The sequence below is a fragment of the Amycolatopsis sp. NBC_01488 genome (assembly GCF_036227105.1).
GTDB lineage: Bacteria > Actinomycetota > Actinomycetes > Mycobacteriales > Pseudonocardiaceae > Amycolatopsis.
The window spans coordinates 8,070,513-8,084,211 of the sequence record NZ_CP109434.1 but is presented as its reverse complement, the minus strand read 5'-3'; the positions used below and the strand labels follow the sequence as shown (position 1 = coordinate 8,084,211).

9 protein-coding genes are annotated in these 13,699 nt (G+C 70.8%); 8 read left to right on the top strand and 1 reads right to left on the bottom strand.

Features of this window, described 5'->3' with window-relative positions; translation table 11 throughout:
• Nucleotides 1–49: 49 nt before the first annotated feature.
• Nucleotides 50–751 carry a response regulator transcription factor gene (locus OG738_RS37930; protein WP_329048273.1) on the top strand — a complete coding sequence of 234 codons (702 nt, stop codon included), beginning with the start codon at nt 50–52 and terminating at the stop codon, nt 749–751.
• 382 nt (nt 752–1,133) lie between these two features.
• On the opposite strand, the gene OG738_RS37925 is transcribed toward OG738_RS37930, so the two are convergent.
• A complete protein-coding gene (locus OG738_RS37925; protein WP_329048272.1) occupies nt 1,134–1,265 on the bottom strand; it encodes a hypothetical protein in 132 nt (43 codons plus the stop codon).
• 220 nt (nt 1,266–1,485) lie between these two features.
• Between OG738_RS37925 and OG738_RS37920 the strand changes: the two genes are divergently transcribed.
• From OG738_RS37920 to OG738_RS37890, 7 genes are read left to right on the top strand one after another with little or no spacing between them, the layout of a single operon-like run.
• The gene (locus tag OG738_RS37920) at nt 1,486–5,103 is read left to right on the top strand and encodes a LamG-like jellyroll fold domain-containing protein (protein ID WP_329048271.1); all 3,618 of its coding nucleotides are present in this window, start codon (nt 1,486–1,488) and stop codon (nt 5,101–5,103) included.
• 19 nt (nt 5,104–5,122) lie between these two features.
• Nucleotides 5,123–6,145 carry a LacI family DNA-binding transcriptional regulator gene (locus OG738_RS37915; protein WP_329048269.1) on the top strand — a complete coding sequence of 341 codons (1,023 nt, stop codon included), beginning with the start codon at nt 5,123–5,125 and terminating at the stop codon, nt 6,143–6,145.
• A gap of 29 nt (nt 6,146–6,174) precedes the next feature.
• Nucleotides 6,175–7,428, top strand: a complete 1,254-nt coding sequence (locus tag OG738_RS37910; RefSeq protein ID WP_329048268.1) for a sugar ABC transporter substrate-binding protein — start codon at nt 6,175–6,177, stop codon at nt 7,426–7,428.
• Nucleotides 7,429–7,432: 4 nt separating this feature from the next.
• Nucleotides 7,433–8,392 (top strand): carbohydrate ABC transporter permease, encoded by a 960-nt coding sequence (locus OG738_RS37905; protein ID WP_329048266.1) that lies wholly within the window; start codon nt 7,433–7,435, stop codon nt 8,390–8,392.
• The gene (locus OG738_RS37900) at nt 8,389–9,207 is read left to right on the top strand and encodes a carbohydrate ABC transporter permease (RefSeq protein WP_329048264.1); all 819 of its coding nucleotides are present in this window, start codon (nt 8,389–8,391) and stop codon (nt 9,205–9,207) included. Before OG738_RS37905 ends, OG738_RS37900 begins: the two co-directional genes overlap by 4 nt.
• Nucleotides 9,208–9,238: 31 nt before the next feature.
• Nucleotides 9,239–11,242 carry a glycoside hydrolase family 31 protein gene (locus OG738_RS37895; protein WP_329048263.1) on the top strand — a complete coding sequence of 668 codons (2,004 nt, stop codon included), beginning with the start codon at nt 9,239–9,241 and terminating at the stop codon, nt 11,240–11,242.
• Nucleotides 11,239–13,137 (top strand): glycoside hydrolase family 127 protein, encoded by a 1,899-nt coding sequence (locus OG738_RS37890; RefSeq protein WP_329048261.1) that lies wholly within the window; start codon nt 11,239–11,241, stop codon nt 13,135–13,137. Before OG738_RS37895 ends, OG738_RS37890 begins: the two co-directional genes overlap by 4 nt.
• The last annotated feature ends 562 nt before the right edge of the window (nt 13,138–13,699 follow it).

Genomic DNA, 13,699 nt, shown 5'->3' with positions numbered 1-13,699 from the left:
AATTCTGCGGCCGAAGATCGGCCGCTCGGAATTCCGGTAACATTGGACCATGGCGGCGGTTCTGCTCGTAGAAGACGATGAAACCATCGGCAGCCTGCTCGAGTCGGCCCTGCGGATGCACGACTACGACGTGATGTGGTCCCACACCGGTGGTGACGCCCTCCGCCGGATGAAGCTCGACGAATACCACGTCGTCCTCCTCGACCTGGGCCTGCCGGACCTCGACGGGATCGAGGTGTGCCGGCGCGCGCGGGCGATCACGCCGAACGCCCTGATCATCATGATCACGGCGCGCACGCAGGAGATGGACGTCGTCGTGGGGCTGGAAGTCGGCGCCGACGACTACCTGACTAAGCCGATCCGGCTGCGGGAACTGCTGGCGCGGTTGCACGCGCACCTGCGCCGGGGGTACTCCTCGAACGTGACGCCGCTGCGAGTGGGGGAGCTGGTGGTCCAGGTCGCTGCCCGTCGCGTGGTGGTGGCGGGTGACGAGCTTTCCTTGCGTCCCAAGGAGTTCGACCTGCTGCTGCGCCTGGCACAGGAGCCGGGCGCGGCGATCAGCAGGGACACTCTGATGGCGGACGTGTGGGACACGCACTGGCACGGTTCGACGAAGACGCTGGACGTGCACATCGTCGCGCTCCGGCGCAAGCTGGCCGTCGCGGCCGGCGGTTCAGGAGCGCTGCCGGTCATCACCACAGTGCGGGGCTATGGCTACCGCCTCGAGCCGCCGGCTCCGCAAGGGTCGTGATCACGGGAATTCTTGCCCGACGTTGACCTGCTCTTGGCGCGCCGGGAGCTTCGGTCCTTGTCGCGCGAAGCCGACGAAGCCGGACGGCCGCTCGGCCGAGGCTTGACTCGGCGACACCATTCCCGCGAAGGAACAGCACCCTGGAGCGTGATCGACATCGGCCAGTCGTTGGCGGGACCGGCAGCGCGCATGTCAGGCTCGTCGGGGACCGGGTGGAGTGATCGCCGCGCCATTCGTCGTGCAGCCCGCCGATCGGCGCTGCGCAGGCGGCCCGAGGTCAGCAGCCCGGCTGCGGCGCGAGATCGGGTTCCGCGCCGTCGCTCCATCGTCGGCGTCCCCTGGTGGTGAGCTGGCTTCGGCTGGGTCATCACCAGGGCTGGCATCAGCCGAGCGATATAGGCCTAGGCGTGCGGAGGTCGTCGGCGAGCAGGGCGAGCAGCCCGCCCATGCGGGGGCCGGTGATCTCCCGGCCGCGGTAGGCCACCCGCGGCAGCAGGACCAGCTCGATCGCCACCGCATCAGGCTGGTCGCGCCGGCTTGTGGTGCTCCGCGGTCGAGCTGCCGTCACAGCCCGACGCCGATGGCACCCGATCTGTGACGGGTCTTGCCACCGGATCGTGTTAGCGCTCACAATGTGCGCTTGAGACCGTCCGTCGAACCGGTTCGATGATCACCGCCTCGGCTGGCCACGCTCGACGACGTTGACCGTTCGGACCTACTCAGGAGCAGCGACGATGGTGCTATCGAGAGGAACGCGGACGCCGGTCCGCACGGTGACGCTGGTGCTGACTGCCGCACTGCTCGGCGCAGGCGAAGTGTTAGCGCTACCGGTCGCGGCGGCCGAGGCGGCGGCGCCGCTGGTGCACTACGACTTCGACACCACCGACGTGAGCACCGGGGTCGTGTCCGACTCCTCCGGGCACGGGCTCGACGGCACGCTGGTCAACGGCACCACCGCCCAGGTCGTCGCCGGGGCCGGTGGCGGCGGTGCGCTGGCCCTCCCCGGCGGTGCGCCGACCTCGAACGGCGCCTACGTCGAGATCCCGCGCGCCGCCCTCGGCAGCGCACCCGATGTCACCGTCTCCGTGCGCGTGCAGTGGGACAACGCGAACGCCGCGCCGTGGCAGTGGCTCTTCGCGCTGGGCAAGGACACCACGAAGTACCTGTTCGCGACGCCGTCGAACGCCGACGGACGCCTTCGCGGCGCGGTCACCACCGCCGGCGGCGGCGCCGAGGCCCAGGTGACCGGCTACGCCGCGCTGCCGACGACGTGGCAGACCGTCACAGTGACCCTCGACTCGGCCGCGCACCGGCTGACGGCTTACCTCGACGGCGCCGCAGTCTCGTCGGCGAGCACCGACGTCACCGCCGCGCAACTCGCCGACGCGGGCACGTCCTTCGCCGGGTACCTCGGCAAGAGCTTCTACGCCGACCCGTTGTTCAAGGGCGCGATCGACGACTTCCAGCTGTACGACACGGCGTTGTCCGCCACGCAGGTCGCCGAGCTGGCCGGACCGGCGCCCGTGGTCACCGGCCTGACGCAGACGAAGTTCGACCTCCGCGCCACCGTCGGCACGCCGCCCGCGCTCCCGGCCGCGGTCCGCGGCACGTTCAGCGACGGCTACGACCGGGACGTACCGATCCAATGGTCCATTGTGGACCCGGCCGCCTACAGCCGCCCGGGCACGTTCACCGTGCCGGGGACGGCCGCGGGCCGGCCGGTGACGGCGTCGGTCACGGTGGTCCGCGACGGCCAGCTGACCATCGACCTCGCCAGCGACACCGGCGCCTTCCACGGCGGAGCCGCCGGCAGCCTCTACGGCCTGTACGGCGACGGCGTCCCCACCAACAACCTCATCGAAGGCATGCACGTCCGCACGATCGCCACCAAGGCGCAGGACGGCCCCCAGCACCCGGGCGCCGACGCCCTGGAAATCGTCAAGCCCCTCGCGGACAGCACGAACGGCGACGTCTACGTCTACATGACCGACATCCACCGCGGCTTCCCCTACCAGTGGCCGGGAACCACCCCCGAAGAGAAGCTGCGGCTCTACTCCGAGAAGATCGCCAAGCAGGTCGACCAGGTGCTCACGCTCGACCCGAAGTACCGGGACAACGTCGTGTTCGTGCCGTTCAACGAACCCGAAGGCAACATGTTCGGCACCGGCGAGTGGAGCTACAACGGAGTCAGCTGGCTGACGAACCCGGCCGACTACTTCGCCGCGTGGGACCAGACCTACAAGCTGATCAAGGGCAAGCTGCCCGCGGCACGGATCGCCGGGCCGAACACGAGCGTCCTCTACGACCAGGTCAAGGGCTTCCTGCAGCACACGGTCGCCGCCGGCACCGTGCCGGACGTGCTGACGTGGCACGAGCTGAGCCACCCCGAGCAGATCCGCACCAGCGTCGCGAAGTACCGCGGCTGGGAGGCCCAGGTGTTCGCGGGCACGCCCTACGCCGGGAAGCAGCTGCCGATCAACATCGACGAATACGCGTTCAACTACCACACCTCGGTCCCGGGCCAGATGATCCAGTGGATCTCCGCGATCGAGGAGTCCAAAGTGGACGCGGACATCGCGTACTGGAACATCGACGGCAACCTGTCCGACTCGGCCGTGCAGGCCAACCGCGGCAACGGCCAGTGGTGGCTGTTCAACGCCTACGGCGAGCTGAGCGGGCACACCGTCAAGGTGGACCCACCCTTCCCCGGGCAGAACTACTCGCTGCAGGGCGTGGCAACCCTCGACCCGTCGAAGGCCCAGGCGCGGACGATCTTCGGCGGCAAGGACGGCAACGCCTGGGTCCGGTTCGCCAACGTGCCGAAGACGCTCGGCGGCACCGTGCACGCCTGGATCCGGGAGATCCCGTGGACCGGGCAGATCGGGGACTCGGCCCAGCCGGAACTGATCTCCGAGCGTGACGTCAAGGTGCAGAACGGCGTGGCGGCGTTCGACTTCGGCGGTTCGCTGCCCAAGCTGAAGGAGTCGTCGGCGTACGAGATCGTGCTCGGCCCGGGCGGCACCGGGGCCCCGGCGGCGGCGAGCCCGAAGCTGTGGGAGCAGCGCTACGAAGCCGAGGCCGCGACCTACACCGGCTCGGGCTACAGCAAGAACGGCCCGGAAGGCTCCCCGAACGACGTCTCGAAGTTCTACACCTCCGGCGGCTACGACGTGGGCGGGCTCCGGACCGGCTCCGACGGCGTGCTGAGCTTCGGCGTCGACGTGCCGAGCGACGGCACCTACGACCTGAGCGTGTTCGCCAACTCCCTCAACACCTACGACCTGGTCAAGGCGAACGGCCCCACGAACGTGTTCCTCCGCGTGGACGGCACCAGCGAGCAGGAACTGCTGTTGCCGCTGGGCTACAAGTGGGTGGTCTGGGACCACGCCGACACGAAGGTGCGCCTGAGCAAGGGCAAGCACACGCTCTCGCTCGCCGCCCGCAGCCTCGACGGCACCCGCGCGACGCACGGCGACGCGATCGTCGACAGCCTCCAGCTGTCGTTGCCGAACCCGGCCGCGGCCACCGCGGTGTACGAAGCGGAACTGGCTACGACGTCCGGCGGGAAGCCGGTCTACGGCCCCGGTTCCGGCGCCGGCACGCTCCGGCTCGGCCGCGGGGACACGGCGACGTTCTGGGTGTACTCGCCGCAGGACGCCGAGTCGACGCTGACCGTGCGCGGCCTCGGGCTCACGAGCCTGGCGGTCAACGGCCAGGACGTCGGGAAGGTCGCCGGCACCGCCTCGGCCGCGGTGTCGCTGTCCGGCGGCATCAACAAAGTCACCCTCACCGGGGTCGCGGCGGCGTCCTGGGTCGACCGGCTCGACGTGCGCCGGACCGACGGCGCCCTGCCCACGAAGACCTACCAGGCGGAGAACGCCCAGCTCGCCGGGACGGCGCAGATGACGCGACTGTCCAATGCGGACGGTGGTCAGGCCGTCACCGGCGTGGGTGGCGCGCCCGGCAACGGCAACACCGTGACGTTCCACGTCACCGCCGACCGGCCGGGCACCTACGCGCTGCGGATCCGCTACGCCAACCCGGAGCAGTCGGAAGCCACGCACTACAACCCGGATCCGCTGGCTCGCCACGCGGACATCTCGGTCAACGGTGGTCCGGCGCAACGGGTGCTGTTCCCGCACACCTTCCACCAGAACAATTTCTGGGAGCTGACCGTGCCCGTGCGGCTGAAGCCGGGGGACAACACCCTCTCGTTCCGGTCGGCGGAGCTGCCGGACTTCGACGGCACGACCTACGCGTCGGACACCTATCCCGGCGTCCTGCTTCGCTCGCCGTACGCGCCGGTGCTCGACCGCATCGAGATCGCCCCGTTCAGCGCCCCGGCGCGCTGAGCCACCTTCGGAGGAACCAGTGGTCACCATCGGCGACGTCGCCAAGGCGGCGGGAGTTTCCCGGAGCACGGCGTCCTACGCCTTCTCCGGCAAGCGCCCGATCACCGAGGAGGTCCGCGTCCGGGTGCGGGACCTGGCCCGGCAGCTCGGCTACACGCCGAACGCCGGGGCCAGGGCACTGGCCACGGCCCAGACCATGGTCATCGGCCTGCTCGCGCAGTTCCTGGAGGACGAGTTCAAGCCCGCGATGCTGCAGTACATGCTGGGCGTCTCGGACACCGCGCGCGAGCTCGGCTACGACACGCTCCTGGTGACCGAGTCCGACGGGGCGCACGCGCTGGACCGGATCACCAGCTCGTGCATGGTCGACGGGATCGTGCTCCTCAACGTGGCTCACGACGACGACCGGGTCCCGCTGCTGCGGGCGGCGCCCCAGCCCGGCGCGCTCGTCGGCCTCACCCGCGACCCCAGCGGCGTCGACGTGTTCGACCTGGACTTCGAAGCCGCCGGCCGGCTGATGGTCGGGCACCTGCACGCCGCCGGGCACCGCGAGCTGATCCTGGTTTCCCAGCCGGCGCACGTCGTCGAGCGTGGCGGTTCGTACGTCTGGCGGCTGCGCAACGGGGCCCAGGACGAGGCCCGGAAGCGCGGGATGACGCTGCACGCCGTGTTCGGCGCCTCTCGCCAGCCCGAGGTGGGCCGGGAGCTGCACGCGCTGCTCGAGGCCCACCCCGGCGTGACCGGGCTGCTGCTCAACAACGAGGCGGCGGCCGCCGCGCTGCCGTCCGTGCTGCACGCCCGCGGGCTGCGCGCGCCGGAGGACCTGTCGGTGATCGGCCGGTACTCCGACGAGTTCGCCCGCACGTTCTCGCTGCCGTTCTCGTCGATCGAGAGCGCGCCGGACCGGCTGGGTGAGCTGGCCGTGCGCCAGCTCGTCCACCGGATCGAGACGCTCGACGCGGGCGAGGAACCCGACGTCCTCTGCCTGCTCGCGCCCGAGCTCGTCGACCGCGGCAGCACCGGCACCCCGCACCGAAGCTGACTTCTTCACGCAGTTCAAGGAGGAATACCGTGAAGCCTTCATCCATCCGGCTGGCGGCCGCCGCCGGCACCCTGGCGCTGGTCGCCGGCCTCGCCGCCTGCTCCTCGTCGTCCGGCGACGGCGGGGCGGCGGGCGCCACGCCCACCACCTACACGTGGTGGGACCCGTACCCGCAGCACGACGCGTCCTCCGGCTGGGCGAAGCGGGTCGAAGCGTGCGGCACGCAGGCGGGGGTGAGCATCAAGCGCACCGCCTACGACACGACCGCGCTGACGAACCAGTCCCTGCTCGCCGCCCAGGAAGGGACCTCGCCGGACGTCATCCTGCTGGACAACCCGGCCGTCTCCACCCTCGCCGACACCGGCATGCTGTCCACAATGGACGAACTCGGGGTCGACACCAAGAGCGTCGACCAGAACCTGCTCGGCGCCGGCGTCGTCGACGGCAAGACCTTCGGGATCCCCATCGGCGCCAACACGCTCGCGCTCTACTACAACAAGTCCGTCCTGGACTCGGCCGGGGTGGACCCGGCCTCGATCAAGGACTGGGCGAGCCTGACCGCGGCGCTGCAGAAGGTCACCGCGGCGCACCACAAGGGCATCACGTTCGCCGGGATCGGCACCGAAGAGGGCACGTTCCAGTTCCTGCCGTTCTTCTGGGGCGCCGGCGCGAACCTGCGTCAGCTCGACTCGCCCGAGGCGGTGGCCGCGCTCGACCTGTGGACCGGATGGCTGAAGTCCGGGTACGCGCCCAACTCGGTCATCCACGACTCGCAGAACACCAGCTGGGAGGAGTTCCTCACCGGCGAGTTCGGCTTCGCCGTCAACGGCACCTGGCAGGTCACCAGCGCGTCGAAGGCCAAGTTCCCCAGCGGCGTCGTCCAGATCCCGGGCCGCACCGGCGGTGTCGCGCCGACCCCCACCGGCGGCGAGTTCCTCACCGCGCCCGTGCAGAAGGACACCAAGCGCTACGAGGTGACCAAGAAGATCGTCGACTGCATGACCACGCCGCAGGGCATGGTCGAGACGGCGAACACCTTCGCCTACTACGTCCCGCCGACCCGGGCCGGCCAGGACGCGCTGCTGGCCCAGCACCCCGAGCTCAAGCCGTGGGTCGAAGCGGTGCGCACCGCGAAGGGCCGCACCGCCGACAACCTCGGCATCAAGTACCCGAAGATTTCCGAACCCCTCTGGACGGCGGTGCAGAACGCGCTCAGCGGCGCGAAGTCCCCGCAGGACGCGCTCGGCGAGGCCCAGAAGACCGCCGCCAAGGCGGTCGGCTGACGCCATGCACGCCACCAGTACGACGCTGCTCGCCGGGCGGTCGAGCGCCCGCCCGGCGAGCCCGCCGCCGTCCCGCCGGGTGAAGCACCCGACCCGGTGGGCGGCCGCCGGCTTCCTCGCGCCGCTCGCCGCGTACCTGCTGATCTTCTACGTCTACCCGCTGTACCGGAACATCGACCTCAGCCTGCACCACTACAACGCGCGGGCGTTCGTGCAGGGCAACGCGAAGTTCGTCGGCACGGACAACTACGCGGCGATCTTCTCCTCGCCCGACTTCGGCCTCGCGCTGGGGAACACGGCGGTGTTCACCCTGGTGTCGATCGCCTTCCAGTACGCCATCGGCCTGGCCCTGGCGGTGTTCTTCCGGAGCAACTTCCGGCTGTCCGGCCTGCTGCGGGGCCTGTTCCTGGTGCCGTGGCTGCTGCCGCTGATCGTGTCCGGCTCCACCTGGGCCTGGATGCTGGGCAGCGACAACGGGATCGTCAACGCGGTCCTGCAGGCGTTCGGCCTCGATGGCATCGACTGGCTCACCTCGCCGCACTGGTCGCTGACGTCGGTGGTGATCGCCAACATCTGGCTCGGCATCCCCTTCAACCTGGTGATCCTGTACTCCGGGCTGCAGAACATTCCGGCCGAGCTGTACGAAGCCGCCGAGCTCGACGGCGCGACCGCGTGGCAGAAGTTCCGCCGGATCACCCTGCCGATGCTCCGGCCGGTCTCGGCGATCACCCTGCTGCTCGGGCTCGTCTACACGCTCAAGGTGGTGGACATCATCTGGATCATGACCACCGGCGGCCCCGGCACGGTGTCCACCACGCTGGCGGTGTGGTCCTACCGCGAGGCCTTCGGCACCGGGCAGCCGGACTTCTCGCCCGCGGCGGCGATCGGCAACCTGCTCATCGTCATCGCCCTGGTCTTCGGCTTCCTCTACATCCACCTGCAACGGCGTCAGGAGCGGTCATGACCCGGCGGCGCAGCGGGTGGAAGACGGCGCTCGGCGTCGTGCTGGCCGGGCTGATGCTCTTCCCGGTCTACTGGATGGTCAACGTCTCGCTCACCCGGACCGAGGACATGCGGACCGATCCGCCGCACTGGTTCCCGTGGAACCCCACGCTGGACGGGTACACGAACGCACTGGGCGAGCAGCTGCCCGCGCTCGGCACCAGCCTGCTCGTGGGGCTGGGGTGCGTGGTCCTCACCGTGCTGATCTCCGCGGCCGCCGGCTACGCGCTGGCCAAGCTGCGGGTACGCGGGGCCGGCACGGTCAACTTCGTGCTGCTGGTGGCGCAGATGATCCCGAGCGTGGTGATGGCCATCGGGTTCTACGCCATCTACGTGCGCCTCGGCTGGCTCAACACGCTGGGGGGCCTCGTCGTCGCCGACTCCACGATCGCGGTGCCGTTCGGCGTGCTGGTGTTCACGGCGTTCATGGCCGGCATCCCGGGCGAGCTGATGCAGGCGGCGAAGATCGACGGCGCCGGCACCGTCCGGACGTTCACCTCGATCGTGCTGCCGGTCAGCCGCAACGCCGTGATCACGGTGTCGCTGTTCGCGTTCCTGTGGGCGTGGTCGGACTTCATCTTCGCGTCCACTTTGGACCGGAACGGCGCGATGATCCCGGTGACGCTGGGCATCTACCGGTACATCGGCAACAACACCACCGAATGGAACTCGATCATGGCCACCGCCGCGGTCGCGTCGGTGCCGGCCGCGGTCCTGCTCGTCGTCGCCCAGCGGTACGTCGCCGGTGGTGTGACGGCGGGAGCGGTGAAGGACTAGCGACCTCCCTTCCGAAGCAAGGAGACCGAACTTGGTCAGGTTCTTCCTGGCGGAGACCGCGCTCGAGGTCCGCCACCGGCACGAGGTACTCACCATCGAAGCCTGGGGCCCCGACAGCGTCCGCGTGCGCGCCGCCCGGTTCCGGCTCCCGGCCGAGAGCCACGGCGCGCTCGACCGGCCGCCGCCGTCCGAACCGCCGGTCATCAAGACCGCCGACCGGCACGCCGTCTTCGTGCACGGCGAGCTGACCGTCGACATCGCGTTCGACACCGGCGCCGCCTACCCCGAGCCGCTGCTGACCTTCAGCCGCACCAGCACCGGGCAGGAGCTGCTCGCCGAACGCCGGGAGCACTTCTGGCTGCCCGGCGCCCGGTTCTTCCAGGGAAACCGGTCCGGCGCCCACGAAATCCACCAGCAGTTCGCCGCCTACGACGACGAAAAGCTGTACGGGCTCGGGCAGCGCACCCACGGCCGGCTGGACCTCAAAGGACTGTCGCTGGACCTGCTGCAGCGCAACGGCGAGGTCAGCATCCCGTTCGTGCTCTCCAGCCGCGGCTACGGTCTACTGTGGAATGTCCCGGCCGTCGGCCGGGTGGAGTTCTCCGGCAACGCCACGCGCTGGACGGCCGGTCAGGCCCGCGAGATCGACTACTGGCTGACCGCCGCGCCGACGCCGGCCGGGATCCTCGGCCGCTACGCCGACGCCACCGGGCACAGCCCGGACCTGCCGGAGTGGGCGAGCGGCTTCTGGCAGTCCCGGCTGCGTTACCGCTCCCAGGAGGAACTGCTGGAGGTCGCCCGGGAGCACCACCGCCGGGGGTTGCCGATGTCCGTGATCGTCGCGGACTTCTTCCACTGGAGCGCGATGGGGGACTACCGGTTCGACGAGACCGAGTGGCCCGACGTCCCGGGCATGGTCGCGGAGCTGGCCGAGCTGGGCAGCAAGCTCATGGTGTCGATCTGGCCGACGGTGTCACCGCTGTCGGAGCACTTCGACACCTACCGCGACCACGGCCTGCTCGTGGGCACCGACCAGGGGGCCGAGTTCCACCAAACCATCCAGGACAAGGGCATGGACGTGCCGATGCCGGTCGCGTTCTACGACCCGACGAACCCCGAGACCCGCGCGTTCGTCTGGGACCTGGTCCAGCGCAACTACCTCGACCAGGGCATCTCGGTGTTCTGGCTCGACGCGTGCGAACCCGAGCTGAACCCGGCGCACCCGGGGAACCTGGCCTTCCACGCCGGACCCGGGGCCGAGGTCGCTTCCATCTACCCGCGGGAGAACGCCCGCCTGTTCGCCGAAGGCATGGCGGCGGCCGGGCACGAGCCGACGGTGCTGCTGTGCCGGTCGGCCTGGGCCGGCTCGCAGAAGTACGGCGCCGCCGTCTGGTCCGGGGACATCCCCGCCACCTGGCAGTCGCTGCGGCAGCAGATCCGGGCGGGGCTGAACATCGCGATCTCCGGAATCCCGTGGTGGACCACCGACATCGGCGGGTTCCACGGCGGCGACCCGGCCGACCCCGCCTACCGCGAACTGTTCGTCCGCTGGTTCGCCTACGGGGTGTTCTGCCCGCTGTTCCGCCTGCACGGCGACCGCGAGCCGCGCACGCCCACCGGGTACGCCATGACCGGCGGCCCCAACGAAGTCTGGTCGTACGGCGACGAGGCCTACGAGATCATCGTCCGGCTGCTCGACCTGCGGGAACAGCTCCGGCCCTACCTGCACGAACAGATGCGCGCCGCCGCCCGCGACGGCGTGCCGCCCATGCGGCCGCTGTTCGTCGACCACCCGGACGACCCACGGGCGTGGCAGGTCGAAGACCAGTTCCAGCTCGGCCCGGACGTCCTCGTCGCGCCGGTCACCGAAGCCGGCCAGCGCACCCGGCCGGTGTACCTGCCGACCGGGACCCGCTGGGCCGACGCGAGCGGTGCGGTGTTCGACGGCGGCACCACGGTCGAGGCCGCCGCGCCCCTCGACCGGATCCCGGTGTTCACCCGTGAAGGCGCCGACATCCCGTGGGGGCGGCAGTGACCGAGACGAGGACCACCGTCGGCGGCCGCCCCGTCGTGCCCTCCCGTGGCTCACGGCGGCCACTGGGGCTGCGGGAAACGACGCTGACCGGCGGGTTCTGGGCCGAGCGTCAGGAGGTCAACGCCGTCGCGACGCTCGACCACTGCGAAGCCTGGATGGAACGGCTGGGCTGGCTGGCGAACTTCGACCGGGTCGCCGACGGGACGATCGGCCTCGGCCGCACCGGCTGGGTCTTCGCCGACTCGGAGGCGTACAAGCTGCTCGAAGCGCTGGCGTGGGAGCACGGCCGCACCGGCGATCCCGCGCTGGACGAGCGGATCCGCCGGCTCACCGCCCGGATCGGCCGGGCCCAGGACCCCGACGGCTACCTGAGCACCGCCTTCGGCCACCCCGGGCAGCCGCCGCGCTACAGCGATCTGGAAATGGGTCACGAGCTCTACAACGTCGGCCACCTCCTGCAAGCGGCCGTCGCGCGGCTGCGCACGTCCGAACCCGACGACCTCGTGGAGATCGCGCGCCGAGCCGCCGACCACGTGTGCGAGCGGTTCGCGGACGCCGGCCTGTGCGGGCACCCGGAGATCGAGGTGGGCCTCGCCGAGTTCGGCCGGGCCCTCGGCGAGTCCCGCTACCTCGAGCAGGCCCGGCGGTTCCTCGACCGGCGTGGGCACGGCAGCCTCCGCGACATCCCGCTCGGGCGGGCGTACTTCCAGGACGACCGGCCGATCCGCGCCGCCGTGGCCTTCCGCGGGCACGCCGTGCGGGCCCTCTACCTGGCCGCGGCCGCCGTCGACGTCGCCGTCGAACTCGACGACCGCGAACTGCTGACGGCGATCGAACGACAGTGGCGGCACACCGTCGCCCGGCGCACCCACCTCACCGGCGGCATGGGGTCCCGGCACCAGGACGAAGGGTTCGGCGAAGACTGGGAGCTGCCCCCGGACCGCGCCTACTGCGAGACCTGCGCCGGGGTGGCATCGGTGATGGTGGCCTGGCGGCTGCACCTCGCGACCGGCGACATCCGGTACGCCGACCTCATGGAACGGACCTTCTACAACGTCATCGCCACCTCGCCCCGCGCCGACGGCCGCGCCTTCTTCTACGCGAACCCGTTGCAGCAGCGCGTTCCCGGCACGCCGGGCGACGAGGACGCGGTCAACCCGCGCGCCGAGGGCGGCAGCCGCGCCGCTTGGTTCGACGTCTCCTGCTGTCCCACCAACGTGGCCCGGACGCTCGCGTCCTGGCCTGCCTACCTCGCCACCGCCGGCGACCGCGAACTGACCGTGCTGCAGTACGCGTCGGCCCGCATCGACACGGAAATCGGCGGCGGCCGGTTCCGCCTCGACGTCGAAACCCGGTACCCGCACGACGGCGAGGTGACGATCCGGGTCGAGGCAGCGCCGGCGGACCCGGTCACGCTGCGCCTGCGGATCCCGGAGTGGGCGGAAGGCGCCTCTCTCGAAGAGGGCGGGCAGCAGCGCGAGGCGCGGCCGGGCGTGGTGGCGGTGACCCGGGGGTTCACTGTCGGGGAGACGCTGCGGCTGCGGCTGCCCGTGCGGCCCCGGCTCACGTGGCCCGATCCCCGGGTGGACGGGCTGCGGGGCTGCGTCGCCGTGGAACGCGGCCCGCTCGTGCTCTGCGCCGAGTCCGTCGACCTGCCCGACGGCGTCAGCCTCGACTCCGTCGGCATCGATGTCGCGGCCGGCGCGGTCGAGCGCGACGGGCAGACCGTGGTGCGAGCGAGCGCGTTCTCCCCTGAGGATCCGGCCTGGCCGTACCGCCTGCGTACCCGGCTCGACCACGGGCCGGCGTTCGACCTGCCGATGACCCCCTACTGCCAGTGGGCCGAACGCGGGCCGGCGGCCATGCGTGTGTGGCTCCCGGTCGGCGCGAACTGAAGGTACCGCCGGATAGCGGAAGTCTTCGGCAGCGAGGACGGAGATCCCGCAAGGGGTTGACTCAGCATGCCCGGGCCGCGCGAGGTCCCCATCCCACAGCAGCCGGTGGAGATCCGTCGCTGAGCGTCCCGGACGCCGGCCCGGGTCGATGACGCCCACCTGGGTGATGTGCTGCTCGTGGCTTACGACCACGGCAACGGCCCGCTGCGGTCCGGATGAGGCACACCCCGAGCCCGTGCCGGTATGGATCGAAGTCGACGACGACTACCCGGTGCTCACCACGCCGTCACTCGACGAAGACCGGCTCCACGAAGCCCAGCGCCTCACCACCGAACTCCGCGCCGGCAACTGATTTCTACCCACCCGCCCGGCCACGAACCGGTGAACCGATCCTTCCCGGACACGATCCTCGACGCCGAGGTCGACCGGCTCGTCGTGGTGATTGCGGGACAACCGCGTCCGGCGGTCGCGGCGGCCCAAACGCGCGGTGGCGGCCACGCTGGCGCGTCCACGCGGCCAGCGGACACCGGCCGGACCCGGCGGTGTCCTTGCCCGAGTTTCA